This is a genomic window from Vreelandella subterranea, from assembly GCF_900111305.1.
GTDB lineage: Bacteria > Pseudomonadota > Gammaproteobacteria > Pseudomonadales > Halomonadaceae > Vreelandella > Vreelandella subterranea.
Window position 1 is genome coordinate 210,225 of sequence record NZ_FOGS01000007.1, and the last position, 23,933, is coordinate 234,157.

Annotated in this window: 22 protein-coding genes, 4 tRNA genes and 1 pseudogene; 12 read left to right on the plus strand and 15 right to left on the minus strand. The window is 58.1% G+C overall.

Going from position 1 to position 23,933, the window contains the following annotated elements; genetic code table 11:
• Positions 1–188 precede the first annotated feature (188 nt).
• Entirely contained in the window at positions 189–1,292 is a 1,104-nt protein-coding gene (locus BMX75_RS11955; RefSeq protein WP_092828226.1) for an AI-2E family transporter, read from the plus strand.
• Between the two features lie 44 nt (positions 1,293–1,336).
• Here BMX75_RS11955 and trxA read toward each other — a convergent pair whose 3' ends face one another.
• On the minus strand, positions 1,337–1,660 hold the full coding sequence (gene trxA, locus BMX75_RS11960; RefSeq protein ID WP_066322112.1) for a thioredoxin: 324 nt from the start codon (positions 1,658–1,660) through the stop codon (positions 1,337–1,339).
• Positions 1,661–1,975: 315 nt separating this feature from the next.
• Here trxA and cysB point away from each other — a divergent pair, with 315 nt between their 5' ends.
• Complete coding sequence (gene cysB, locus BMX75_RS11965; RefSeq protein ID WP_092828228.1) at positions 1,976–2,950, plus strand: HTH-type transcriptional regulator CysB; 975 nt, start codon at positions 1,976–1,978, stop codon at positions 2,948–2,950.
• A 19-nt stretch (positions 2,951–2,969) separates the two neighbouring features.
• Here cysB and BMX75_RS11970 read toward each other — a convergent pair whose 3' ends face one another.
• Both BMX75_RS11970 and pabB read right to left on the minus strand, forming a co-directional pair.
• Positions 2,970–3,590 (minus strand): phosphoadenosine phosphosulfate reductase domain-containing protein, encoded by a 621-nt coding sequence (locus tag BMX75_RS11970; RefSeq protein WP_092828230.1) that lies wholly within the window; start codon positions 3,588–3,590, stop codon positions 2,970–2,972.
• A gap of 117 nt (positions 3,591–3,707) precedes the next feature.
• A complete protein-coding gene (gene pabB / locus BMX75_RS11975) occupies positions 3,708–5,063 on the minus strand; it encodes an aminodeoxychorismate synthase component I (RefSeq protein ID WP_092828232.1) in 1,356 nt (451 codons plus the stop codon).
• Positions 5,064–5,336: 273 nt separating this feature from the next.
• Between pabB and BMX75_RS11980 the strand changes: the two genes are divergently transcribed.
• The 6 genes from BMX75_RS11980 to BMX75_RS12005 are packed head-to-tail and all read left to right on the plus strand — an operon-like array spanning position 5,337 to position 13,533.
• The gene (locus BMX75_RS11980; RefSeq protein ID WP_092828234.1) at positions 5,337–6,077 is read left to right on the plus strand and encodes a GntR family transcriptional regulator; all 741 of its coding nucleotides are present in this window, start codon (positions 5,337–5,339) and stop codon (positions 6,075–6,077) included.
• A 42-nt stretch (positions 6,078–6,119) separates the two neighbouring features.
• Positions 6,120–7,022 carry a methylisocitrate lyase gene (prpB, locus tag BMX75_RS11985; RefSeq protein ID WP_092828236.1) on the plus strand — a complete coding sequence of 301 codons (903 nt, stop codon included), beginning with the start codon at positions 6,120–6,122 and terminating at the stop codon, positions 7,020–7,022.
• Positions 7,023–7,064: 42 nt separating this feature from the next.
• A complete protein-coding gene (gene prpC / locus BMX75_RS11990) occupies positions 7,065–8,192 on the plus strand; it encodes a bifunctional 2-methylcitrate synthase/citrate synthase (RefSeq protein WP_066322096.1) in 1,128 nt (375 codons plus the stop codon).
• An 11-nt stretch (positions 8,193–8,203) separates the two neighbouring features.
• A complete protein-coding gene (acnD, locus tag BMX75_RS11995) occupies positions 8,204–10,828 on the plus strand; it encodes a Fe/S-dependent 2-methylisocitrate dehydratase AcnD (protein ID WP_092828238.1) in 2,625 nt (874 codons plus the stop codon).
• Between the two features lie 15 nt (positions 10,829–10,843).
• Positions 10,844–12,028 carry a 2-methylaconitate cis-trans isomerase PrpF gene (gene prpF / locus BMX75_RS12000; protein WP_092828240.1) on the plus strand — a complete coding sequence of 395 codons (1,185 nt, stop codon included), beginning with the start codon at positions 10,844–10,846 and terminating at the stop codon, positions 12,026–12,028.
• An 11-nt stretch (positions 12,029–12,039) separates the two neighbouring features.
• Entirely contained in the window at positions 12,040–13,533 is a 1,494-nt protein-coding gene (locus BMX75_RS12005; RefSeq protein WP_092828242.1) for a bifunctional 2-methylcitrate dehydratase/aconitate hydratase, read from the plus strand.
• A 54-nt stretch (positions 13,534–13,587) separates the two neighbouring features.
• On the opposite strand, the gene BMX75_RS12010 is transcribed toward BMX75_RS12005, so the two are convergent.
• The gene (locus BMX75_RS12010) at positions 13,588–13,872 is read right to left on the minus strand and encodes a ComEA family DNA-binding protein (RefSeq protein WP_092828244.1); all 285 of its coding nucleotides are present in this window, start codon (positions 13,870–13,872) and stop codon (positions 13,588–13,590) included.
• Positions 13,873–14,090: 218 nt separating this feature from the next.
• Between BMX75_RS12010 and pyrF the strand changes: the two genes are divergently transcribed.
• Complete coding sequence (gene pyrF / locus BMX75_RS12015) at positions 14,091–14,789, plus strand: orotidine-5'-phosphate decarboxylase (protein WP_092828246.1); 699 nt, start codon at positions 14,091–14,093, stop codon at positions 14,787–14,789.
• Between the two features lie 7 nt (positions 14,790–14,796).
• On the opposite strand, the gene lapB is transcribed toward pyrF, so the two are convergent.
• The 3 genes from lapB to BMX75_RS12030 all read right to left on the minus strand — a co-directional run bounded on the left by lapB (position 14,797) and on the right by BMX75_RS12030 (position 16,724).
• Positions 14,797–15,996: a lipopolysaccharide assembly protein LapB gene (gene lapB, locus BMX75_RS12020; RefSeq protein ID WP_092828248.1), complete on the minus strand. Its 1,200-nt coding sequence runs from the start codon at positions 15,994–15,996 to the stop codon at positions 14,797–14,799.
• Positions 15,997–16,302: a lipopolysaccharide assembly protein LapA domain-containing protein gene (locus BMX75_RS12025; protein WP_092828250.1), complete on the minus strand. Its 306-nt coding sequence runs from the start codon at positions 16,300–16,302 to the stop codon at positions 15,997–15,999.
• A gap of 125 nt (positions 16,303–16,427) precedes the next feature.
• Complete coding sequence (locus BMX75_RS12030) at positions 16,428–16,724, minus strand: integration host factor subunit beta (protein ID WP_066322076.1); 297 nt, start codon at positions 16,722–16,724, stop codon at positions 16,428–16,430.
• A 205-nt stretch (positions 16,725–16,929) separates the two neighbouring features.
• Here BMX75_RS12030 and BMX75_RS12035 point away from each other — a divergent pair, with 205 nt between their 5' ends.
• Both BMX75_RS12035 and BMX75_RS12040 read left to right on the plus strand, forming a co-directional pair.
• Positions 16,930–17,223: an FAD assembly factor SdhE gene (locus tag BMX75_RS12035; protein ID WP_066322066.1), complete on the plus strand. Its 294-nt coding sequence runs from the start codon at positions 16,930–16,932 to the stop codon at positions 17,221–17,223.
• Positions 17,183–17,581 carry a hypothetical protein gene (locus tag BMX75_RS12040; RefSeq protein WP_245748523.1) on the plus strand — a complete coding sequence of 133 codons (399 nt, stop codon included), beginning with the start codon at positions 17,183–17,185 and terminating at the stop codon, positions 17,579–17,581. The genes BMX75_RS12035 and BMX75_RS12040 overlap by 41 nt, the downstream gene beginning before the upstream one ends.
• Positions 17,582–17,590: 9 nt before the next feature.
• Here the strand turns inward: BMX75_RS12040 and nadB are convergent, their stop codons facing one another.
• The 7 genes from nadB to uvrY form a co-directional block, all read right to left on the minus strand.
• Complete coding sequence (nadB, locus tag BMX75_RS12045) at positions 17,591–19,171, minus strand: L-aspartate oxidase (protein ID WP_092828254.1); 1,581 nt, start codon at positions 19,169–19,171, stop codon at positions 17,591–17,593.
• A 196-nt stretch (positions 19,172–19,367) separates the two neighbouring features.
• Positions 19,368–19,454: transfer RNA gene (locus BMX75_RS12050), tRNA-Leu, on the minus strand.
• A gap of 33 nt (positions 19,455–19,487) precedes the next feature.
• A tRNA-Cys gene (locus BMX75_RS12055) sits at positions 19,488–19,561 on the minus strand.
• An 88-nt stretch (positions 19,562–19,649) separates the two neighbouring features.
• A tRNA-Gly gene (locus tag BMX75_RS12060) sits at positions 19,650–19,724 on the minus strand.
• 76 nt (positions 19,725–19,800) lie between these two features.
• The gene (gene pgsA / locus BMX75_RS12065) at positions 19,801–20,349 is read right to left on the minus strand and encodes a CDP-diacylglycerol--glycerol-3-phosphate 3-phosphatidyltransferase (protein WP_092828256.1); all 549 of its coding nucleotides are present in this window, start codon (positions 20,347–20,349) and stop codon (positions 19,801–19,803) included.
• Between the two features lie 96 nt (positions 20,350–20,445).
• Entirely contained in the window at positions 20,446–22,260 is a 1,815-nt protein-coding gene (gene uvrC, locus BMX75_RS12070) for an excinuclease ABC subunit UvrC (RefSeq protein WP_092828279.1), read from the minus strand.
• Between the two features lie 66 nt (positions 22,261–22,326).
• The gene (gene uvrY / locus BMX75_RS12075) at positions 22,327–22,977 is read right to left on the minus strand and encodes a UvrY/SirA/GacA family response regulator transcription factor (RefSeq protein ID WP_092828258.1); all 651 of its coding nucleotides are present in this window, start codon (positions 22,975–22,977) and stop codon (positions 22,327–22,329) included.
• Between the two features lie 243 nt (positions 22,978–23,220).
• On the opposite strand from uvrY, the gene BMX75_RS12080 reads away from it, so the two are divergent.
• Positions 23,221–23,296 (plus strand) — tRNA-Ala (locus BMX75_RS12080).
• An 82-nt stretch (positions 23,297–23,378) separates the two neighbouring features.
• Here the strand turns inward: BMX75_RS12080 and BMX75_RS12085 are convergent.
• Positions 23,379–23,933, minus strand: a pseudogene (locus tag BMX75_RS12085) (IS5 family transposase); the annotation flags it as partial.

Sequence of the window (23,933 nt, forward strand, 5' to 3'; positions counted from 1 at the left end):
TGCGTGTGCGCTCAGGCGCATGGCGGAGGAGTAAGAGTAAGACTAGACTCTGCTTTGAATGCGGTAGGCTAAAGAAAGTTCAGCCGTGGCAGTGTGGTTGATAGTGGTTGCTAGAAGTTTGCACGCTTGGTGCTGAATTCCGTTGTCTTCTGGTTTTAGAAGGCGATGTTGTATAGGGATGGAGGTGTATGTCGAAGTTGTCGGATGAGGATTACCGCAGTATTCCATTGAATGCCACGCTGGCCATGGCCGCTTTGGTGGTCATTATGGCGGGAATGAAAATGGGCGCGGACCTGCTGGTACCCCTGCTGCTCGCCATTTTTATCGCTGTGGTATGCACGTCTCCCGTGCATTGGTTGAATCGTTGCGGGTTGAGTTTACGGCTTTCAGTGTTCCTCACCTTGATGTTCATGCTGGTGTTTTTGTCGATGATTGGCCTGCTGGTGGTGAACAGCTTCAGCACCTTCATCCAAGCCCTGCCTGATATTGAAACGCGCCTCTACGAGCACTACTGGGATATATTGAATGCATTGGCCTCGCGCGGCCTGGCGATCGACCCGGACCGGCTAAGCTCGATGCTGGAAATGGAAGGCCAGGGATCTTGGATGCAAACCTTGCTGGGAGAGCTTGGCAACCTGTTCATGCAAAGCACCATTGTCGCGTTGCTGGTTATTTTCCTGATGTTCGAAACGCTGAATTTCCGCGATAAGGTATCGCGGGCCCTGGAAAACCCGGCACCGAGTTTGAAGCGTTTCAGCGAATTCAGCTTGACGTTGAAACGTTACCTGGCCGTAAAGACGTTGATCAGCCTGGCGACGGGTATTTTGGTGTGGCTGTCTTGCCTGATGGTGGGAGTCGAGTTCCCGCTGCTTTGGGGAGTGCTGGCTTTTGCGCTCAACTTCATTCCCAACATCGGTTCTGCGATTGCTGCGATCCCGCCTGTTTTATTGCTGCTGGTCTCTCAGGATGGGAGCGTCTGGCAGGCATTGCTGCTGGCATCCGCTTACCTGGGGATCAATTTCGTGCTGGGTAACCTGGTCGAGCCGCGGATCATGGGTCAGGCGCTGGGGCTTTCCACCTTCGTGGCGTTTTTATCGCTGGTGGTATGGGGGTGGATATTTGGGGTTGCCGGGATGTTGCTGTCGGTCGTTTTGACCATGACGCTCAAGATAGCCCTGGACAGCCATCCGCAAACGCGATGGATGGCGCACTTGCTGGGGCCGGGGAATCGGAAAGGAGAAACTACCAGTAAACAGGATGCTCGCCGCCCACCCTGGTTGAGACGGCACTGAGCTGAATAAGCAAAACCGCCGACTCTGTCGGCGGTTTTGTTACGTCAAGCGTTCTGGTCGATAAACTGGGTTAGCTGCGATTTTGATTGAGCGCCCACCAGCGATGCCACTTTGGTGCCGGCTTTGAACAGCATGACGGTGGGGACGCCACGAACGCCTTGCTCTGCCGCAATCTCGGGGGCGTCATCGACGTTGACGCTGACCACCTTGAGGTTTTCGCCTTGCTCGTCGGCGACTTCATCGACCACCGGTGCCATGACTTTGCAAGGGCCGCACCAGGGGGCCCAGAACTTCAGTAGGACTGGCTGTTCGGCGTTGAGGACTTCTTGCTCAAAATTGGCGTTAGTAACATCAACATTAGTAGCCATTTGCTTCTCCGGTTTGCGTTGCTCTTGCTGTTTCGTTGCCTCAAATGGAGCAACGGTCATCACGCGATTGCATAGCGCATTTCATCGCGCCAAGTCGGCAAATGTTAGCGGGCGAAACGGGGTGTGGCAAATGCGATCGGCACGAAATCGATAAAATAGTAAAAAGTAATAGGTGCTGCCAAGGCTGTTTTTTTATACTATAAAGGCATTATAGCGTTTTTTTTTATTCTAATAATGGTTGTGTGAGCCAAGTGCCAACGTCAGCGCTTGCCGTTTCAACGCAATCATCCGTGCATTGACCGGTTAGGTGACACTATGAAACTGCAGCAGCTTCGCTACATTTGGGAAGTGAATCGGCACAATTTAAATGTTTCGGCCACCGCGCAAAGTCTTTACACCTCGCAGCCTGGAATTTCCAAACAAATTCGCCTGTTGGAAGACGAACTGGGCGTTGAGATTTTTGCGCGTAGTGGTAAGCACCTGACCCGTGTGACGCCTGCTGGTCAGTCGATCATTGATCTTGCCGGGCAAGTGCTGCGGTTGACCGAGAACATCAAGCATGTGGCCCAGGAGCACAGCGACGAACGGCGCGGTAGTCTGGCGATTGCCACCACCCATACCCAGGCGCGCTATGCGCTGCCGCCCATTATCAGCGCTTTTACCCAGAAGTATCCCGATGTGGCGCTGCATATGCAGCAGGGCACGCCCAAGCAAATTGCCCAGATGGTTAGTGAGGGGCAGGCCGACTTCGCCATTGCCACCGAGTCGCTGGAGCTGTTTACCGATCTTATTCTGCTGCCTTGCTATCGCTGGAACCGCTGTGTTCTGGTGCCCAAAGACCATCCGCTGGTCCATCTGCAGGCGCCGTTGACACTGGAAGCGCTGGCGGAGCATCCGCTGGTCACCTATGTGTTTGGCTTCACGGGGCGTTCCCAACTGGATGATGCGTTCAAGGCCAAAGGACTGATACCGAACGTGGTGCTCACGGCGGCAGATGCCGATGTGATCAAAACCTACGTACGGCTCGGCATGGGGGTCGGTATTGTGGCGCACATGGCCGTTGACCCGGGGTTGGACGATGATCTGGTTGCGCTGGACGCACGTCATCTTTTTGCAAGTTCCACAACCAAGATTGGTATTCGCCGTGGCACCTTCATGCGCGGTTACATGTACGATTTTCTGACCCGCTTTGCGCCTCATCTGACCCGTGACCGGGTGGAGGAGGCGCTGACTGCAGGCCCGCGTCATGAGCAGTCGTTATTCGACGATCTGGACCTGCCGGAGTATTAAGCTGACCTGCAGTGTGGGATCAGTGCTGTAAATGCAGCCCGCATTCCCGCTTTTCCTCGACCTTGGTGGGGTCAAAGTAGTCGAAGTTGTTGGGCAGGTTGTGGGCTTGCAGGTATTGGTACATATCCTTGGCCGTCCACTGAAGCAGCGGTGCGACTTTCAGCAGGCCGTCAGCATTGCGGCTGACCGGTTGCATCCTGGCACGTTCCGGGGTGTCTTCCGCCCGCAGGGCGGTGAACCATACATCCGGTTGCATTTCCCTCAGAGCACGTTCGAAAGGCTCGATTTTGACTTCCTGGGTAAAGGCATCGTGGCGCGGGTCATCAATACCCGGCATGGGGCCTTCCAGCGCTTCGCGATGCGCGCGGGTCCGCGTGGGCAGGAAGCTGACGATATTCAGATCAAGCTGCCTGATGAGCTCATCGGCGAACTGGTAGGTCGCCTCGGTGTTGTAGCCACTGTCCATCCATACGATGGGGATATCGGGGCGCACCTGCGTCACCAAGTGCAGAATCACCGCTTCGAACGGGCGGAAATTGGTGGTGCAGATAGGTTGTGTGCCCTGCGCCATCGCCCACTCGATTAATCCTTGAGGGTTGTTGGCAAAGTCGTTGTTGATCACGTCAAGTTCTGAGGACATGCTGCCTCCTTATCGTCGGAAAGATCCTGTCGCTAGACTACCAAAGAGCAGGCAGGTGGCCCCAATACCGTTTGGTTTGGCTTTTATATTCCTTCTTGATATATGAATTATCCTTTCTTATTCCAGAGCTTTAATCAAATGGCGAATCTTGTCCAGCGTCTCGGTGTATTCCTCATCGACGTTGGAGTCGGCTACCAGTCCGCCACCGCCCCATACGTGAAGCCGACCGGCATCGGCCACCACTGTGCGAATGGCAATCGAGGTGTCCATGCTTCCCCGCACGTCGACATACCCGAGGCTGCCGCAGTAAATGCTTCGTTGGCAGGGTTCCAGCTCATCGATGATCTGCATGGCACGAATTTTGGGTGCGCCGGTAATCGACCCGCCGGGAAACGCAGCGGCGAGAAGCGCCAGGGCGGCACGCGGGTCGGGGAGCTGTCCCTGGATGACACTGACCAGGTGATGAACGTTGGGATAGCTCTCCAGGTGACAGAGCTGAGGAACCCTGATCGTGCCGGGCAGGCAGATACGGCCCAGGTCATTACGCAAAAGGTCAACGATCATGACATTTTCGGCCCGGTCTTTACGGCTATTGAGCAATTGCTCGGCGAGTGCTTTGTCCTCTTCAGGGGTAATGCCGCGGGGGCGCGTTCCCTTGATCGGGCGAGTTTCCACCTGGCCCTGATGGCTACGAATGAACCGTTCCGGCGAGAGCGAAAGCACTGCTTTATCCTGCCACGCCATAAATCCTGAAAAAGGCGTGGGGGTGGCGCGGCGCAGGCGTAAATAGGCTTGCCACACATCGCCCTGGTAAGACGCCGAAAAGCGTTGGGCCAGGTTGATCTGGTAGCAGTCGCCCGCGCGAATATAGTCTTGTACAGCATGAAAGCGCTGATGGTAATCAGCGCGGCTGAGTTCCGCCTGAAAAGACGCGGTCAGGCAAAACGGCGCCGTCGCTGGCTCGGGACGGTCAAGCCAGCGCATGACCTTTTTGCGGCGCTCGGCGGTGGCGACCAGCCAGGCCTGCTGGGTGTGGTGGTCAAGCGTGATGCACCAGTCATAGAGCCCGATTCGGGCCTGGGGCAGATCGGTGGCACGCGGCTGCTGGCTGGCAATCGACTGCTGCTCACGGCCCAGGTCATACCCCCAGTAACCGATCAACCCGCCCGCAAAGGGGAGCTCGCCCATGTCTTGTGATGGCACAGGCAACTGGTCCAGCAGCCACTGCTGGGGGGCAGATGCATCAGGCCAGTCGAGGGGCGCAGTGAGTCGATCCGACGCGATCCTCGACTGGCCGTTGGCGTCGATTTCAAGTGTCGCCAGGGGATCACTGCTCATGATGTCAAACCGCCCGTTGGCCAGCGGGCGCCCGCTATCGAGCAATACCGCGCCCGAGCGATGGCGAAGTGTCGCGAACGTCGCCAACGGGTCAGGTAGGTAGGGCAGTGCCGTCAGTGTTAACGCCGATGTCATGAAGCAAACGCCTGGCCGAATGGGGCAGTGTATTTTAGAGGGCGTTAAACAATCACACCAGTCGACCTTCTCTACGGCTTTCTCACGTTAATCGCATGATGCAGGACATCGTTGTTAGCGGTGCCCCGCTTTTCGTCAGATTGTTGACATCGCAAAGCCTTGTTGCCCTAAGTCGTACGACAAAAGGCCTATATGTTCCAACGATAAGCAAGGTTGACGGTAGTTTTTAGGAGGGCTAAAGTTGCTCCACTATCTAATTGTCGACAATTCATCATGACGCTATCAGCCGTGACTACACATAAAGATTCATCGGATCATGATGCGGCTTCTCCGGAAGTGCGCACCCTGGCCGAGAGGGTTTTCCAGCAGCTCCAGGAAGCCATCGTTCGCGGTGAGCTCGCCCCCGGGAGCAAGATTACCGAACCGGGGTTATCGAAAACCTACGGTATATCGCGAGGGCCGCTGCGTGAAGCGATGCGCCGCCTGGAGGCACACCGTCTAATCGAGCGGGTTCCCCATGTCGGGGCCCGGGTCGTCAAGCTCTCAATGAAAGAGCTGATTGAGCTTTTTGACGTGCGCGAGGCGCTGGAAAGCATGGCGGCGCGGCTTGCCGCCGAGCACATGTCGCCGGAAGAGGTGCAGGGCTTGCGGGATGTTCTGGCGCTTCATGAAGGTCAGGCGGACTTAAAGCGTGGCGAAGCCTACTATCAGCGCGAAGGCGATCTCGATTTTCACTACTGTATTGTGCAGGGCAGTCATAACAAGATGCTGATGAACCTGCTGTGTGACGATCTCTACTACCTCGTGCGTCTTTATCGCACCCAGTTCAGCGCCAGCGGCGCGCGCCCCCAGCGGGCTTTTGTGGAACACCACCGCATTGTCGATGCCATCGAAGCCGGCGACGCCGAACTGGCCGAATTATTAATGCGCCGCCACGTCAGCGCCTCCCGCGCCAATGTCGCCGACCGTTATGCCGCCATTCTTGAACAACAATCATCGACGCACTCGGGGTAAAACGCCGTATACCCGTGTCGGATTACAAAGGAGTCTACGCCCATGTCCCATTCAAGCTTGTCAGGTTCAACACCCGGTGCCCGCTTTCGGGCGGCGCTTGAGGCGAATCGGCCCCTGCCGATTCTTGGCGCCATCAACGCTTACACGGCGATGATGGCCGAGCGGATAGGGCATCAGGCGATTTATTTGTCCGGTGGCGGCGTGGCGAATGCCTCTTTTGGTCTGCCGGACCTGGGCATGACCACCATGAACGACGTGGTGGAAGATGCTCACCGTATTTGCGGCGCTACCGATCTGCCCTTGCTGGTGGATATCGATACCGGTTGGGGCGGGGCGTTCAACATTGCGCGTACCGTCAAGGAAATGCAGCGTGCGGGGGTGGCAGCGGTGCATCTGGAGGACCAGGTGGCCCAGAAGCGCTGCGGGCATCGCCCCAACAAGGCGATTGTCTCCCAGCAGGAAATGGTCGATCGCATCAAAGCTGCCTCCGATGCCAAGCTCGACCCGGATTTTTACCTGATTGCGCGCACCGATGCGTTCCAGAAGGAGGGGCTGGACGCGGCCATCGAGCGTGCCAATGCCTGTATCGAGGCAGGTGCTGACGCCATCTTCGCCGAAGCGGTGCACACCCTGGATGACTACCGGGCGTTTTGCGAGCGGGTCAACGCGCCGATTCTTGCCAATATTACCGAGTTCGGCGCCACGCCGCTGTTCACCCAGCAGGAGTTGGGCGACGTCGGCTGCCGCATGGTGCTGTATCCGTTATCCGCCTTCCGCGCGATGAACGCCGCCGCGCTGCATGTCTACCAGAGCATTCTGGACAACGGCCACCAGAAAGACGTGGTGGACACCATGCAGACCCGCGATGAGCTCTATGACTTCTTGAACTACCACGACTTCGAGCAAAAGCTCGACGCGCTATTTGCCGAGCAGAAAGACGCTTAATAATTTACAACCGATAAAAGACACGCTAGCAGGAGACAAGACATGGCGGATAAACCACAAAACAGTGCGGGACTTCGTGGCCAGAGCGCAGGCTCCACCGCGCTGTGTACCGTGGGTAAAACCGGATCAGGGCTAACCTACCGCGGCTTTGATATCAAGGAACTGGCCGAAAAAGCCAAGTTCGAAGAAGTCGCCTACCTGCTGTTGAAGGGCAAGCTGCCCAACCAGGCCGAGCTGGATGACTACATCGCCAAGCTGAAAAGCCTGCGCGGTTTGCCAAGCGCCTTGAAAAATGTGCTGGAGGAGATTCCCAAAGACGCTCACCCCATGGATGTGATGCGTACGGGGACATCCATGCTGGGTAACCTGGAAACCGAAGAAAGCTTTGAAGAGCAGGACGACGTGGCCGACCGTCTACTGGCCGTGCTGCCGTCGATCATCTGCTACTGGTACCGCTACAGCCACGATGGCGTGCGCATCAATACCGAGACCGACGATGCCTCGGTGGGCGGTCACTTTCTGCATATGCTGCGCGGCGAACCGGCTTCCGAATTGCACGCCCGGGTGATGAACGTCTCGCTGATTTTGTACGCCGAGCACGAGTTCAATGCGTCCACCTTCACGGCTCGGGTATGTGCCTCGACGCTTTCGGACATGCATTCCTGCGTGACCGGGGCGATTGGCTCGCTGCGTGGGCCGCTGCACGGTGGCGCCAACGAAGCGGCGATGGCGATGATCGAGAACTGGTCATCCCCGGAAGAAGCCGAGCGCGAGATGCTCGGCATGCTGGCGCGCAAAGAAAAAATCATGGGCTTCGGCCATGCCATTTATCGCGAGTCCGACCCGCGCAACGCGATCATCAAGCACTGGTCGAAAAAGCTCGCCGACGACGTGGGTGACACGGTGTTGTATCCCGTCTCGGTGCGCTGCGAGGAGGTCATGTGGCGGGAGAAGAAGCTGTTCTGCAACGCCGACTTCTTCCATGCCAGCGCCTACCACTTCATGGGCATCCCCACCAAGTTGTTTACGCCGATTTTTGTGATGTCCCGGCTTACCGGCTGGGCCGCCCACGTGTTCGAACAGCGTGAAAATAACCGCATTATTCGCCCCAGCGCCGACTATACAGGCCCTGAAAAGAGCGAATGGGTGCCCATCGAAGCGCGCGACTAAGTGAGGCGACCATGAATACTGACTATCGCAAGCCGCTGCCGGGCGTGACGCTGGACGGGGTGGCAATGGATTTTTTCGACGCGCACCAAGCCGTGGAGGATATCCAGCCTGGCGCTTACGCAACGCTACCCTTTACCTCGCGGGTATTGGCGGAACAACTGGTGCGCCGTTGCGACCCGGCGTTGCTTACCGACGCTCTCAAGCAGCTGATTGAGCGCAAGCGCGACCTGGACTTTCCCTGGTACCCGGCGCGGGTCGTTTGCCACGATATTCTCGGCCAGACCGCGCTGGTCGACCTGGCGGGCCTGCGCGATGCCATTGCCGATAAAGGCGGTGACCCGGCGAAGGTCAACCCGGTGGTGCCGACGCAGTTGATCGTCGACCACTCGTTGGCCGTTGAGCACGCTGGCTTTGAAAAAGATGCTTTCGAGAAAAACCGCCAGGTGGAAGACCGGCGCAACGACGACCGTTTTCACTTCATCAACTGGACGAAAATGGCCTTCGAGAACGTCGATGTCATCCCGCCGGGCAACGGCATCATGCACCAGATCAATCTGGAAAAGATGTCGCCCGTGGTGCAAGTCCAGCAGGGCGTGGCCTTTCCCGATACCTGTGTGGGCACCGACAGCCATACGCCGATGACCGATGCGCTGGGCGTGATTTCCGTCGGGGTGGGCGGGCTTGAGGCGGAGAGCGTCATGCTCGGCCGCGCCTCAATGATGCGTCTGCCAGATATCGTCGGCGTGGAACTTACCGGCAAGCTTCAGCCCGGCGTGACCGGCACCGATATGGTGCTGGCGATTACCGAGTTTCTGCGCAGCGAGCGCGTGGTCGGCGCCTACCTGGAGTTTTACGGTGAAGGTGCCGATGCGTTGACCGTGGGTGACCGTGCCACCATTTCCAACATGACCCCCGAGTACGGCGCCACGGCCGCCATGTTTTACATCGACAGCCAGACCATCGACTACCTCAAGCTCACCGGGCGTGAGGACGAGCAGGTGGCCCTGGTCGAGGCCTACGCCAGGCATACCGGTCTCTGGGCTGACAGCTTGAAAAGCGCCGAATATGAGCGGGTGCTGCGCTTTGACTTATCCAGCGTGACGCGCACCTTGGCGGGGCCTTCCAACCCCCATGCCCACCTGCCGACCTCCGAGCTTGCCAGGAGCGGCATCGCGGGGAATATGGATAAAGCCCGCGCTGAAGAAGAGGCGGGCCGAATGCCGGACGGCGCGGTGATCATCGCGGCAATCACCAGCTGCACCAATACCTCCAACCCGCGCAACATGGTGGCGGCGGGCCTGATTGCCCGCAATGCCAACAAGCTCGGTCTGACCCGCAAGCCCTGGGTCAAGTCGTCGCTGGCACCGGGCTCGAAAACCGTCAAGATGTACCTGGAAGAAGCCGGTTTGATGAGCGAGCTGGAAGACCTGGGCTTTGGCGTGGTGGCCTATGCGTGCACCACCTGCAACGGCATGTCCGGTGCACTGGACCCGAAGATTCAGGAAGAGATTATTGACCGGGATCTTTACGCCACGGCCGTCCTGTCCGGTAACCGCAACTTTGACGGGCGTATTCACCCCCACGCCAAGCAGGCCTTTCTGGCCTCGCCACCGCTGGTGGTGGCTTACGCCATCGCGGGGACGATCCGCTTTGATATCGAAAAGGATATTCTGGGACACGATGCCCAGGGCAACCCGGTCACCCTCAAGGATATCTGGCCCGACGACAGCGAGATCGACGCCATTGTGAAATCGTCGGTAAAACCCGAGCAGTTTCGCGATACGTATATCCCGATGTTCGACCTGCAGAAGAGCGCGCGCACCCAGGTCAGCCCGCTTTATGAATGGCGTCCCCAGAGTACCTATATTCGTCGTCCCCCCTATTGGGAGGGCAACATGGCCAAAGAGCGGGGCTTGAAGGGGATGCGGCCGCTCGCCATTCTGCCGGACAACATCACCACCGACCATCTGTCGCCCTCCAACGCAATTCAGCTGAACAGCGCGGCGGGTGAATATCTGGACAAGATGGGGTTGCCGGAGGAGGACTTCAATTCCTACGCGACCCACCGGGGCGATCATTTGACCGCTCAGCGTGCCACATTGGCGAATCCCAAGCTGTTCAATGAAATGGTCCAAGATGAGCAGGGTAATGGGGTGCAAGGATCGCTTGCCCGGATTGAGCCAGAAGGCAAGGTGACCCGGATGTGGGAAGCCATTGAAACCTACATGGCCCGCAAGCAGCCGCTGATCATTATTGCGGGCGCCGACTACGGCCAGGGGTCTTCCCGCGACTGGGCTGCCAAGGGCGTTGCGCTGGCCGGGGTCGAAACCATTGTTGCCGAGGGGTTCGAGCGTATCCACCGCACCAACCTTATCGGTATGGGCGTAATGCCGCTGCAGTTTGAAGAGGGCACTACGCGGCATACGCTGGCGCTGGACGGCACCGAAATTTACGACGTGGAGGGCACCCCGCAGCCGGGCGCCACGCTCACGCTGGTGATCCATCGTCAGAGTGGCAGTACCGAACGCGTGCCGGTGATTTGCCGTCTGGATACCGCCGAGGAGGTGTCGATTTATACCGCTGGCGGTGTCCTGCAGCGCTTTGCGCAGGACTTTCTCGAATCCACTGCCGCCTAGCCGGGGAGCAACGTCATGGCTCATGCGCCGCAACTCAAGATCCCCGCCACCTATATGCGTGGCGGGACCAGCAAGGGTGTGTTTTTTAAACTCGATGACTTGCCCGGTGCCGCCCGGCAGCCCGGCAAGGCGCGGGACAGGCTGTTGCTAAGAATGATCGGCAGCCCCGACCCCTACGAGAAACAAATCGACGGTATGGGCGGGGCAACGTCCAGCACCAGTAAAACGGTGATTCTGTCGAAAAGTGAATCGCCCGAGCACGATGTGGATTACCTCTTCGGCCAGGTCGCTATCGACAAGCCGTTTGTCGACTGGAGCGGTAACTGCGGCAATCTTTCGGCGGCGGTGGGCCCCTTTGCGATTACCCATGGCCTTGTCGATCCTGAGCGGATCCCTGAAAACGGCGTGGTCGAGGTGCGTATCTGGCAGGTCAATATCCAGAAGACGATTATCTCGCGGGTGCCGGTGACCAACGGCGAAGTACAGGAAACCGGCGACTTTGAGCTCGATGGGGTCACCTTTCCCGCTGCCGAGATTCCAGTGGCCTTCATGGATCCGGCCGATGGCGAAGGGGCCATTTTCCCAACCGGCAACCTTGTCGATGACCTGGAGGTGCCGGGGGTAGGCACGCTCAAAGCCACCCTGATCAACGCCGGTATTCCCACGGTGTTTATCAACGCCGCCGACATTGGGTATGCCGGTACCGAGCTTCAAGAGGCGATCAATGGCGATAGCAAGGCGCTTTCGATGTTTGAGACCATCCGCGCTCATGGCGCCGTCCGCATGGGGCTGATTAAACACCCGGATGAAGCGGCCAGCCGCCAGCACACGCCTAAAGTGGCGTTCGTCGCGCCACCGGCGGGGTATACGGCGTCGAGCGGTAAAACGATTGACGCCTGTGATATCGACCTGCTGGTGCGGGCGCTCTCCATGGGGAAACTCCACCATGCCATGATGGGCACCGCCGCTGTCGCGATCGCCGCGGCGGCGGCAATTAAAGGCACCCTGGTCAACGAGGCGGCGGGAGGCGGCGAACGCGATGCGGTCACCTTTGGCCATCCCTCGGGCAGTCTGCGGGTGGGGGCTCAGGCAAGTCTGGTGGACGGGCGCTGGCAAATAGACAAAGCTGTCATGAGTCGCAGCGCGCGCGTATTGATGGAAGGCAGCGTGCGCGTTCCGGGGGATACGCTGAACCAGTAGGGGGATAAGACATGCATACCGCCGACGTTAATGACCGTCCTGACTATGACCCTGAACTGCAAACACTGGCCGACTACGTTCTCAACTTTCGTGCCCCTTCCGAGGAGGCGCTGACCACGGCGCGCTACTGTTTGATGGATACGCTGGGTTGCGGGTTGCTGGCATTGCGTTTCCCGGCGTGTGCCAAACACCTTGGCCCCTTGGTCGAGGGGACGACAGTGCCGCATGGCGCTCGCGTGCCGGGCACCTCGCTACGGCTGGATCCCGTCAAGGCAGCCTGGGACATTGGTGCCATGGTGCGCTGGCTCGATTACAACGATACCTGGCTTGCCGCTGAGTGGGGACACCCCTCTGACAACCTGGGCGCGATTCTTGCCGTTGCCGACCATCTTTCCCAGAAACGAGTGGCTGAAGGTGCTGCGCCGCTGATAATGGAGGATGTGCTGCACGCCATGGTCATGGCCCATGAAATTCAGGGCGTGCTGGCGCTGGAAAACAGTTTCAACCGTGTGGGCCTTGACCATGTGGTGCTGGTAAAAGTGGCCTCCACCGCCGTGGTCGCCAAGCTGATGGGCGCTGACCGTGAACAGTTGCTGTCGGCGCTTTCCCATGCCTGGGTAGACGGTCAGAGCCTGCGCACCTATCGTCACGCCCCCAATGCCGGTTCCCGTAAAAGCTGGGCGGCAGGCGATGCCACTTCGCGGGCCGTGCGTCTGGCGGATATCGCCATGCGCGGCGAAATGGGCATTCCCAGTGCATTGACGGCGCCGCAATGGGGGTTTTACGACATCGCCTTCAGCCATAGCAATAGCAATAAAGACCTCAGTCTTAAGCCCGAAGGCGAGCGTCGACTGCGCTTCCAGCGTGAGCTGGGCTGCTACGTGATGGAAAATATTCTCTTCAAGGTGGCGTTCCCTGCTGAGTTTCATGCCCAGACCGCCTGCGAGGCGGCGGTGACGCTGCACCCGCAGATCAAAGATCGCCTGGCGTCCATCGAGCGCATTGTGATCACGACGCACGAAGCGGCCATTCGAATCATTTCCAAAACCGGCCAACTCGCCAACCCTGCCGACCGCGACCACTGCCTGCAGTACATGGTGGCCGTCCCGCTGATGCAGGGGGCATTAACCGCTGATCACTATGAAGATGACTTTCATGCCGCGCACCCGCTGATTGATCAGCTGCGCGAAAAGATGGTGGTGGAAGAGAACCCTGATTATTCAAACGCCTACCTGGATCCTGAAAAGCGCTCGATTGCCAATGCCGTACAGGTGTTTTTTGATGATGGGACGGCGACGGAAAAGGTCGCTGTGGAATACCCGCTGGGGCATCGGCGGCGTCGCGGCGAAGGCATGCCGCTGTTGCTCGAGAAGTTTCAGCGCCACCTTGCCACGCGGTTTCCCGGGCATCGCTGCGAGCAGATACTCCAGGCCTGCGAAGACCATGCATTGCTTGCGTCCATGCCGGTTAACCGCTTCATGACGCTATGGGAAATGACGCCGTAAACGACGAATCGCCCGATTCCCTGGCGTAATCGGGCGATGTTTAGCGGTGTCATCTTAGTCTTCAACGGCTACCTGATCGCGAATTCGGTCAACCGTTGCCGGTCCAATACCGCTGACGCGGGTCAGGTCATCGATATTTTCGAAGTCGCCGTTTGCCTCACGCTCTTCGATGATGGCTGCGGCTCGGCTGGGGCCGATACCCGGCAGCTCATCGAGTAATTCGGGGTCGGCGCTGTTGACGTTGATCGGCGCAATGTCCTGAGCCAAGCCGCTGCTGGCAACCCCAATGCCGACGCTGAAGAGTAATGCGGCGAATAATCCTTTCAGTGATAGCTTCATCGTAAGCCCCTTTATGGCGTTTTCAGTTCTAATGGTGGTTATAAGTCCCATCGTGAGCGGGGAAGCCCCGCTCTTTCACCATAACGGGATGACAGAAGGATGCTGTCAGAAATTAGCCATAGGTTATGTAAGCCTTTTGCTATACAGGCATGGCAAAAGGCTTACATAGCAAACCGAAGGGACTGATATAATGCGCCGAAACACTTGGGGAGCTTGGAATGGCTGTCACTGAATCACCGCTGATTATCGCACTCGATTACCCTTCGCTGGACGCGGCGCTATGCATGGCCGATCAGTTGGATCCGTCCCGGTGTCGGCTCAAGGTCGGTAAAGAGCTATTTACCCGCAGCGGCCCGGCCGTGCTGGAAGCATTGCACGGGCGTGGCTTTGAGGTATTTCTGGACCTTAAATTTCATGACATTCCCAATACGGTGGCCAGCGCAGTAGAAGCGGCAGCAGAGCAGGGCGTCTGGATGGTCAACCTGCATGCCAGCGGCGGTCGGGCAATGATGGAAGCTGCCGCAGCGCGTCTGGCGCAACAGCGCCTCACCACCCACCTGATTGCCGTAACGGTCCTGACCAGCATGCAGGTCAGTGATCTGGAGGATGTCGGGGTGTTTTCAGCAGTTAGCGACCAGGTGACGCGACTGGCTCAGCTCGCCAAGCAAAGTGGCTTGCATGGCGTCGTGTGTTCGGCTCAGGAAGCGACGCAACTGGCGTCGCTATGTGGTGACGAGTTCTTGAAAGTGACGCCAGGCATTCGACCTGCTTTCGCTGCGGCCAATGACCAGCAGCGGATCATGACGCCCCGGGACGCGATGCAGGCGGGTAGCACGCACTTGGTCGTCGGGCGGCCGGTTACCCAGGCAGAACATCCCATGGACGCGCTGAAAGCTATCGAGCAAGAGTTGGTATAGAGAGCCGTTATTCGCCCTCGACTCCGATAATCGGTTTGATTGTGCCCCAGTAACGGCAAGTGGGGCACTGCCATTGCAGGGCATCGCTGGTAAAGCCGCAGCGTTGGCAGCGGTGGCGGGGACGATCTTTCAGCAGGGCTTCGGTGTGATGCTTGAGCAGCACCAGCCGCGTGTCAGGTTCGTCTCTACCCTGCAGGCGCTGGCTCTCGATATATAGATCAACCAGATAGTTGAGTCCCCGCAAGCTGGGGGCCTGGCTGAGTAGTTCGCCGGTAACGCCAATCGCGGCATCGACCCCATCCCGATGATGGATCAGTTCTCCCAGTTCGATGATCAAGCTGGTGTAGGGCACGATGGTAATCAGCTGGCGGAGGTGGGTTTCCAGTCCGGCCTCATCGTTATTGCGCAGGTAGGCGCGCTTCAACGCCGGCAGCATGGTGGGAAGGTGGGCGCTGTCCTGATCAAGAATGCGCGTCAAGTAGCCGATTGCCTGCGGATAGTGGGCATTTTCCATTTCAAGCCCGGCAAGCAACAGGTTGGCGCGGACGCACTGGGCGTCAAGCTGCAGGGCTTTTTTCAAATGGCGCTTGGCAAGCGCGCGGCTGGCATTGGCGGTCTCGATCTCGGCCAGTTCGCACTGCCAGTGGGCCGCTGCACGGCGGATATTGGGATGCTGTTTAACCAACGGTGCGGCAGTGTCCAAGGCGCCTTGCCAGTCCTTTTCGCGCTCTAACAGATCGATCAGTAGCCGCTTGGCAGGGTAGCGCAACTCACTGTCGTGGTCCTGATCGAGCAGCGTCCTGAGCAGCCGCTGTGCCCGGTCATGGACACCCAGCGCCACAAAGTCACGTGCGAGCTCCAGTTGAACTTTCGCGTTTGTGGCATCGGAAAGTGCCGGGCGCGCCAGAAGATTCTGGTGAATGCTGACCGCTTTGTCGGCTTCGCCCCGCGAGCGAAATAACCGACCCAGCGTAATGTGGGTCTCAACCGTATCGCTATTGACATCCAGGGCATTGATGAAGGTATTGATGGCCTCATCAGGCTGCTCGTTGAGCAGATAGTTGAGCCCGACAAAGTAATCCCGGGAGAGACCACTGTGGGAAGAACCCGAACGCTCGCGTGACCGCCGGGATGCTTGGCGAAACCCGAGCCCGTAGCCAATCGCAATAGCGACGAATAAAACGCCCAGCAGCGATATGTCCAGCATTTAAGCCAGTTCCTTAAACTCCTGCGTGCGTAGCTGGTCGAGTTCCTTGCCTTGTTGTTTGTTCTGCCGTTCGCTGCGTGCCAACCTGGCTTTGAGGCGAATATACACACCAAGCATGGCCAGCATGCCCATCAGTACGCCAAACGTTAACGTTGCCAATAGCCAGACGGATAACGAGACGGCGGGTAGCTCCAGCCAAATCAGGTTCAGCGCAATGGCTTGCTGGTTATTGACTGCAAACAAGATGCCCACCAGCAGGACGACCAGCAAAATGATGGCCAGAATCAGCCCTTTTATCCAACGCATGAGAAGTTCCTAGTCAGTAGCTTTCACGGTAGTGCCATTGTGTACGAGTCGCTGCCCGACGTCATCCTAAAGACGGCATGAATCCGCTTTTAATGCCTGGCAAACGGCAATGATGCCTTGCTACGTCAATACCCCAATGCACGGCTCGCATCGACCTGTTCGCGTAATTCCTTGCCCGGCTTGAAATGAGGAACGTGTTTCCCGTCAAGCTCGACGGGCTCGCCGGTTTTCGGGTTGCGACCGGTGCGTGGCTCGCGGTAATGAAGTGAAAAACTCCCAAAACCACGAATTTCCACCCGCCCACCATTCGCCAGTGCGTCGGTCATGTCGTCAAGAATAATCCGAACGGCGGTCTCAACTTCTTTGGTCGACAGCTCGGGCTGGTGCATGGCAATTTGTTCGATTAATTCAGATTTGGTCATTGGTTGGCTCCCTGCAGACGTTTAAGGTCGAACAATACGGCCTTTCTGTCACCTCATTCAGCATACTGCGCAATCGGAGATAAAACAATTTAGATAAAACAAGGTACTACAATCAATATCAGCATAGGCCAAGCGAGGCCCTGGCGCGACCCTGTGGCTTAGGTATACTGACCCCACATTCCTTTTTTCCCAAGAGAGGCCAACGTTGAGCGACGACACATCCCCAGCCGCTATCGCCCGCAAGCGGCTTTACTGGCACTCACGTCGAGGTATGTGGGAGCTGGATTTACTGTTAATCCCCTTTTTGGAACAGCGTTACGACCAACTGGAGGAGGGTGATCAGCGTGCCTTTCAGCAACTGATTGATGAAGAAGACCAGGATCTGTTTGTCTGGCTGATGCGTCGGGAATGGCCGGGCGACCCCGTCCTGCGCCATATCGTGAAGATGATCGTCGAGCATGCCGAAAGCACCGATAATTCTGCCTATCGCACGCTCTAGGCTATGGGTCGGGCTACACGGCACCCTGCTGCTTGGGCTTGCATTAATGTGCCAGGCGATTGTGGGGTGGCCGATGGCCACTGCGGTGGTATTAGTGGGGGGTGGGTGCTTATGGCGCAGCACTCATTGCCTGCCCCATGGCACGCTTTATCTCTTGCCCCGCGCGCAAGAGCCTCTGGGCCGCTGGTTGCTGCCGCAAGGCGAGCTTGGCGCATCATTGGCTGTCAGCTGTGACTACCTGACGCCCTGGCTGGTGGGCCTGAAGGTGGGGCAGCAGCGCGTCTGGCTATGGCCCGATAGCGTTCCGCGGGAGGCGCACCGGGCAGTGCGCCGCCTGTTCCACTCTCCCGGTCGTTAAACGCGACGGCTAACCCTTGGGTAGATGCTCGAGGGTGAGGCGGGACGGTTGGCTATGTTCAGCGTGCCCGGGCCAGTCCGTTGTGAAGTGCAAGCCTCTCGATTCATGCCGTTGCTGTGCCGCGGTGACCGTTAGCCGTGCAAGCTTGACCAACTGCTGCAAACGCTGTGCCTCGACCGTCATCTGGCCAGTGCTCAGCTCGTCGAGTGCAGTGGCTATCTCGTTGAGATCCTTGCTGGCGGTGGCAAGGCCAGCATTACTTCTCACAATGGCGACGTGCTGGCTCATGGTGGCACCTAGCTGTTTACGCAATGCGGCGATCTGGGTATCGATAAACGTATCGGCGCCGAGAAGCGACGGCAGCCTTACGTCGTACTGCCTGGCGGCAGAAGCGGTGTTTTGAAGGGCGTGGGCACAACTCCGGGCAAACACCAGGCACTCCAGCAGTGAGTTGCTGGCCATGCGGTTGGCGCCGTGCAGCCCGGTGCAGGCTGTTTCGCCGATGGCGAACAGCCCCGGCACGCCGGTAGCCCCGGTGAGGTCGGTGGCCACGCCGCCGCAGCTGTAATGCGCGGCGGGAACCACGGGGATGGGTTGTTGGGTGATGTCGATCCCCCGCGATGCGCAGTGCGTCTTGATCGTCGGGAAGTGGTGCTGGATAGCGTCTACCCCCAAATGGCGTATATCCAGCCATACATGGGGGAGTGCCTGAGCCTGTATCTCGGCGTCGATGGCGCGCGCCACAACATCGCGAGGGGCAAGCTCGGCTCTGGCGTCCACGGTCGGCATAAAGCGCTTGCCGGCCGAATTGAGCAGATGGCCGCCTTCGCCACGCACGGCTTCGCTAATCAGAAAGGCCGGGCCGTCTGGGTCGTACAGGCAGGTGGGATGAAACTGCTGAAACTCCAGGTTCATCAGAGTGGCTCCCAGCTCAGCGGCCATGATCATGCCTTCACCGCTGCTGGGGGCAGGGGTGGTAGTGTGCTGGTAAAGGCCGCTGGCGCCCCCGGTGGCAAGTACCGTGTTCGGTGCGGTCAGGGCGTGCCACCCTTGGTGCTCGTCAAGCGCATAAGCGCCGATACATGCCCCTTGGGTGTCTTGTAGTAGTCCCACCACGCTCAGGTGATGGTACTGCTGGATATTGGCATGTGCCTTGACACGTTGCAGCAGGGTATCGACCACGGCGCGCCCGGTCGCATCGTCAGCGTGAATGATGCGGCGTGCGTTGTGCCCGCCTTCGCGGGTCAAGTGAAAGGGGTAGCGCGCGCCAGAGGAATGATCGGGCGTAAAAGGGACGCCGATGTCGATGAGCCACTCGATGGCTTCCGGGCCGTGCTCAACCGTGAAGCGAACGGCCTGCTCGTCACAAAGACCGTCTCCGGCAATCAGGGTGTCATTGACGTGGGCATCCACATGATCGTCGGGTGACAGCACCGCGGCAATACCGCCTTGTGCCCAGCGGCTGGCACCCTTGTCGTCCTGAGCCGGGCGTATCAACGCAACACGGTGCGTTTCAGCAAGGGTCAAGGCAAGGGTTAAACCGGCAACGCCGCCACCGATGATCAATATCTCTGATGTGGGCGTCGTCATGGGGTACTCCTTAGCGGGCTTGACCTGGGCTCTGCGTCAACGTGATCAGCAATGGCTGATAGCGTTCGGGGTGGCGGCAGGTATCATAGCGCGGTGTCAGGCAGATGGCGATAACGCAGGTACTGGATTTTCCAGCGCGGTCAATTACAGCCAAATCAGGACGTTGACAAGAGGAAGCACTGGAGGGATTTCAGGGTGGTGCCCGGAGCCGGACTTGAACCGGCACGGGGTTGCCCCCGAGAGATTTTAAGTCTCTTGCGTCTACCAATTTCGCCATCCGGGCAGCGCAGCGATGGGAATCGGTGCACCAGAAAGATGGAGGCTGGAGTCGGAATCGAACCGGCGTACACGGAGTTGCAGTCCGCTGCATAACCACTCTGCCATCCAGCCTCGGTGAGTCGTTGGAGCGGGAAAGGAGATTCGACCGGGCTGGCGTTCCAGCTCACGACCCTCACTTGCTTTTCCACACAATCCAAGTTGGAGCGGGAAAGGAGATTCGAACTCCCGACCCTCGCCTTGGCAAGGCGATGCTCTACCACTGAGCTATTCCCGCTCGACTCGAGGGCGAATTATACGCAACGCGTTTAGCTTGTCAATCAAACATTTCCGCTATCGGTTCGCGTTGAGACCTACATTGAGCGACTGAGATGAGGCCAGGCGGATTTCAGATACTGGATCATCGACCAGAGTGTCAACATGGCGGCGGCGTAAAGAATAAGCACGCCGACCTGCGCCAGTGGATGCACAGGGGGGAAGGCAAGCAGTGCCAGTATGGCGACCATCTGGAGGGTGGTTTTCAGCTTGCCTACCCAGGATACGGCGACCATGCCACGCTTGCCCATTTCCGCCATCCATTCGCGTAGCGCTGAAATGACAATTTCGCGCCCGATGATGACCAGTGCGGGGAGTGTTAGTAGCGCCGTATCGAAACGCTCGATCAGCAGTGCCAGGGCAACGGCAACCATCAGCTTATCGGCGACAGGGTCAAGAAATGCCCCGAACGGCGTGGACTGGTTCCAGCGACGCGCCAGGTAGCCGTCAAGCCAGTCGGTGACGGACGCCAGGGCGAACATCCCGGCGGCGATGGGCATGCTCCAACTGAAAGGCAGGTAAAACAGCACCACCAGCAGGGGAATAAACGCGATTCTTGCGAGCGTGAGTATGTTGGGTATATTCATCGCGGAGAGCGATCCTTGCCGTGGAGTCATGAAAACAAAGGTGTCTGTCGCTATTCTATCTGCCTTGGCCTGAGGCATCCATGTCCACGATGCGTTTTATCCGTGGAGTGCGCGATAAATACTCTCGGCCAGTGCTTCACTGATGCCGGGAACGCGGGCGAGTTCGGCGCGGCTGGCTTTTTGTACGCCTTGCAGCCCACCGAAGAAGCGCAACAGTTCCCGTCGCCGCTTGGGGCCGACCTTGGGGATGTCCTGCAGTGTCGACGTGCGACGTGTTTTATCACGTTGAGCGCGGTGGCCCGCAATGGCAAAGCGGTGTGATTCGTCGCGAATGTGTTGAATAAGGTGCAATGCCGGGGAGGCGGGGTCTAACGGTAATGGGTGGTCAGGCGTATCCAGAAAAACGCTTTCAAGGCCCGCTTTTCGCGTGGTGCCTTTCGCCACGCCCACCAGAGTGATCGAGCTGATGTCGAGCGTACCCAATACCTCGCGCGCCATGTTCAACTGCCCTTTGCCGCCGTCGACGATTAAAATATCCGGCGCAATGCCTTCGCCATTTTTGATCCGCTTGAGCCGCCGAGTTAACGCCTGTTGCATGGCCGCATAATCGTCGCCCGCCGCCACGCCTTCAATACGGAAATGGCGGTAATCGCTCTTGCGAGGCCCTTGCTGGTCAAACACCACGCACGAGGCCACGGTGGCTTCACCGTGGCTGTGGCTGATGTCGAAGCATTCCAGTCGTTGAGGTGTTTCCTCAAGCCCGAGTGCCTGTTGCAGGGCGCTAAAACGCTCACTCAGTTGGCTCTGGTTGGCGAGCTGGGAAGCGAGTTGCTGCTCGGCGTTGGTGATGGCCAGATGTTGCCATTGGGCGCGGTGGCCACGCACCTGGCTGGTGACCCGGATGCGTTTCCCAGCGTGCTGGGAGAGTGCATCCGACAATAACTGAGCATCTTCAAGCGGATGGCTGGTGATCACCTCGCTGGGAATATTATGCGGCTGGCCCAGGTAGTACTGGCTCACCACCTCGGTCAACAGCATCTCCGGGGACAGGTCGAGATCGTTTTTGGGCATGTGATGGCGGGCGCCAAGCAAACGGCCATCGCGCACGCTCAGCACCGAGATACCCAGGGCGCCCGGTCGCTGAGCCAGGGCAAAAATATCGGCATTGCCGCTTTCGGTGTCGACGAACTGACGCTGCTGGAGCTGACGCAATTGCTGTATCTGGTCGCGAAAGCGTGCGGCTTCTTCAAAATCCAGTGCCTGGCTTGCCGCTTCCATCGAGGCGGTCAGCTCCTGAGTGACATGTTCGCTTTTACCTTCCAAGCACATCACGGCGTGTTCAACGTCCCGCTGGTAATCTTCGGCCGAGATGTAGTCCACGCAGGGGGCGCTGCAGCGCTGGATCTGATACTGCAAGCACGGGCGCGACCGGTGCGCGAAGACGCTATCTTCGCAGTTACGGATACGGAAAATCTTTTGCATCAGGGCAAGGCTTTCCCTGACGGCGCCACTGCTGGGATAAGGCCCAAGGTAGCGTCCATCGCCACGCCGTTGGCGCGCACGCTTGTATTCAAGCGCAGGGTAGGGGTGGCGGTCACTGACAAAGATGAATGGGTACGATTTATCGTCGCGCAGCAGTATGTTGTACGGAGGCCGCAGTTCCTTGATCAGCGTCTGTTCGAGCAACAGGGCTTCGGTTTCGCTGCGTGTGACGGTGACCTGGACATCCGCAATACGCCCTACCATGGCCTGGGTTTTGGCGTTGAGCTGGCCGCGGAAGTAGCTGGCCAAGCGGGCATTCAGACGTTTCGCCTTGCCGACATAAAGGGTGTTGCCCTCTGTGTCGAGCATGCGGTAAACCCCGGGAGATGTGCTTACCGTGCTTAAAAACTTTTTCGCATCAAAGGTCATAGTGTCTTTTGACAGTTTATCGCGAACCGCGTTGCTGCCTTTATTGCCGCACAATGATCGGGGTGATTAACCTTCTGTCTGATCAAACCCTTCGACCAAATTATGGCGTAGCGCAAGGTGGGTTAGCTCCACATCGGTTGCCACCTCAAGCTTTTCAAACAGCCGGTAGCGGTAGGTGTTGACTGTTTTGGGGCTTAGGTGGAGACGGTCGGAAATATCCTGAACCCGCTGGCAGTTGACAATCATCAGCGCTATTTGCAGCTCGCGGTGCGACAGGTGGGCGAATGGGCTGTCTTCGGTATGGAAGTGTAACATGGCGAGACGCTGAGCAATCTCTTGGCTGAGGTAGCGTCGACCATGAAAGACGTCACGAATGGCGCTAACCATTTCAGTGGCATTGGTGCCCTTGCTCAAGAAGCCGGAGGCGCCCGCTTCCAGCATGCGCCGGGCGACGTTATCCTCTAAATGTCCGGTAAGAATCAAGACCTTGATGTCTTTCATCCCGCGATGAATGCGGCGAGTGGCTTCCAGGCCGCCAATCCCCGGCATGCGGATATCCATCAGCACAATGTCAGGTCTCAACTGACGGCACTTGGAAACGGCGCTTTCGCCGTCATCTGCCTCACCGACGATATGAATATCGGTTTCATCGTTCAATAGGTGGGCAATACTTGTTCTCACCAAGTGGTGATCATCGGCGATTAAAACGTTGATCAAAGGACAAGCTCCTGCATTGAGAGGGCACATCTTGCATGCGGTGGATTCCAGAAGCTGGGTCGTTGTCGCTTGCACCCATCAGTCGCAAAATAAGCAGGTTAACTCGACGATGTGACCCTGTACGCCCTATAGAGTGCCACAGCTGTCAGCAAAGGAGAATTAGTAAACGGTGAAATGCGTAAAACCTTGACCAACGACAGCTGGCATCGTAATATGCGCCTCGCTGTTGCAACGACAGCCTGTGGGGCCTTAGCTCAGCTGGGAGAGCGCAACACTGGCAGTGTTGAGGTCAGCGGTTCGATCCCGCTAGGCTCCACCATCAATATTCTAAAAACGCCCCATCGGTTTAGCGATGGGGCGTTTTTTTTGCGGCCTGTCCCAGGATGACAATAACCGAGCTGCTAGGTTCTGTCTGAAAAGTCGGCTCTCATGCATTGCTGGATACAAGCCAGGGTCACCATGGCCCTGAAGCTACTGGCCAGCTTGTCATAGCGGGTATTTAGCCGACGCTTTTCTTTCAACCAACCGAATAGGCGTTCTACCACATTGCGCTGACGGTATTTCGGCCGGTCGAACTGATGCGGCAGGCCAGGACGCGGGCGCCTATGCATGCGACGTCTGGGGATGATGGGCCGCATGCCGTAACGCGTGCAGTAGCGTCGAAGCTCATCACTATCGTAGCCCTTGTCAGCCACGACATAACGACTGCATTTGCGAGGCCTACCGGAACGCCCTGGTAGTCGAACCTTCTCCAGCAACTCGATGAAATGGGTTGAATCGGCACGCTGGCCTGCTGAGAGGGAAAAGGTAAGTGGAAAACCCTGGCTATCGCACAGTAAGTGTATCTTGGTGGTCAGGCCACCACGACTGCGGCCGAGAGCATGATCGGGCGGTTCTATCGATCCCCCTTTTTACCGGCACCGCTGGCTGATCGTGTTGCTCTGATGGAGGTCGAA

Coding starts and splice junctions, on each gene's coding strand:
- trxA (WP_066322112.1), bottom strand. CDS start 1,660: ATGGCTACTAATGTTGATGTTACTAACGCCAATTTTGAGCAAGAAGTC.
- acnD (WP_092828238.1), top strand. CDS start 8,204: ATGAATACTGACTATCGCAAGCCGCTGCCGGGCGTGACGCTGGACGGG.
- BMX75_RS11970 (WP_092828230.1), bottom strand. CDS start 3,590: ATGTCCTCAGAACTTGACGTGATCAACAACGACTTTGCCAACAACCCT.
- BMX75_RS12030 (WP_066322076.1), bottom strand. CDS start 16,724: ATGACCAAATCTGAATTAATCGAACAAATTGCCATGCACCAGCCCGAG.
- prpF (WP_092828240.1), top strand. CDS start 10,844: ATGGCTCATGCGCCGCAACTCAAGATCCCCGCCACCTATATGCGTGGC.
- nadB (WP_092828254.1), bottom strand. CDS start 19,171: ATGACGACGCCCACATCAGAGATATTGATCATCGGTGGCGGCGTTGCC.
- BMX75_RS12005 (WP_092828242.1), top strand. CDS start 12,040: ATGCATACCGCCGACGTTAATGACCGTCCTGACTATGACCCTGAACTG.
- pyrF (WP_092828246.1), top strand. CDS start 14,091: ATGGCTGTCACTGAATCACCGCTGATTATCGCACTCGATTACCCTTCG.
- prpB (WP_092828236.1), top strand. CDS start 6,120: ATGTCCCATTCAAGCTTGTCAGGTTCAACACCCGGTGCCCGCTTTCGG.
- uvrC (WP_092828279.1), bottom strand. CDS start 22,260: ATGACCTTTGATGCGAAAAAGTTTTTAAGCACGGTAAGCACATCTCCC.
- prpC (WP_066322096.1), top strand. CDS start 7,065: ATGGCGGATAAACCACAAAACAGTGCGGGACTTCGTGGCCAGAGCGCA.
- BMX75_RS11980 (WP_092828234.1), top strand. CDS start 5,337: ATGACGCTATCAGCCGTGACTACACATAAAGATTCATCGGATCATGAT.
- BMX75_RS12025 (WP_092828250.1), bottom strand. CDS start 16,302: ATGCGTTGGATAAAAGGGCTGATTCTGGCCATCATTTTGCTGGTCGTC.
- BMX75_RS11955 (WP_092828226.1), top strand. CDS start 189: ATGTCGAAGTTGTCGGATGAGGATTACCGCAGTATTCCATTGAATGCC.
- BMX75_RS12040 (WP_245748523.1), top strand. CDS start 17,183: ATGCCGAAAGCACCGATAATTCTGCCTATCGCACGCTCTAGGCTATGG.
- lapB (WP_092828248.1), bottom strand. CDS start 15,996: ATGCTGGACATATCGCTGCTGGGCGTTTTATTCGTCGCTATTGCGATT.
- cysB (WP_092828228.1), top strand. CDS start 1,976: ATGAAACTGCAGCAGCTTCGCTACATTTGGGAAGTGAATCGGCACAAT.
- BMX75_RS12010 (WP_092828244.1), bottom strand. CDS start 13,872: ATGAAGCTATCACTGAAAGGATTATTCGCCGCATTACTCTTCAGCGTC.
- pabB (WP_092828232.1), bottom strand. CDS start 5,063: ATGACATCGGCGTTAACACTGACGGCACTGCCCTACCTACCTGACCCG.
- pgsA (WP_092828256.1), bottom strand. CDS start 20,349: ATGAATATACCCAACATACTCACGCTCGCAAGAATCGCGTTTATTCCC.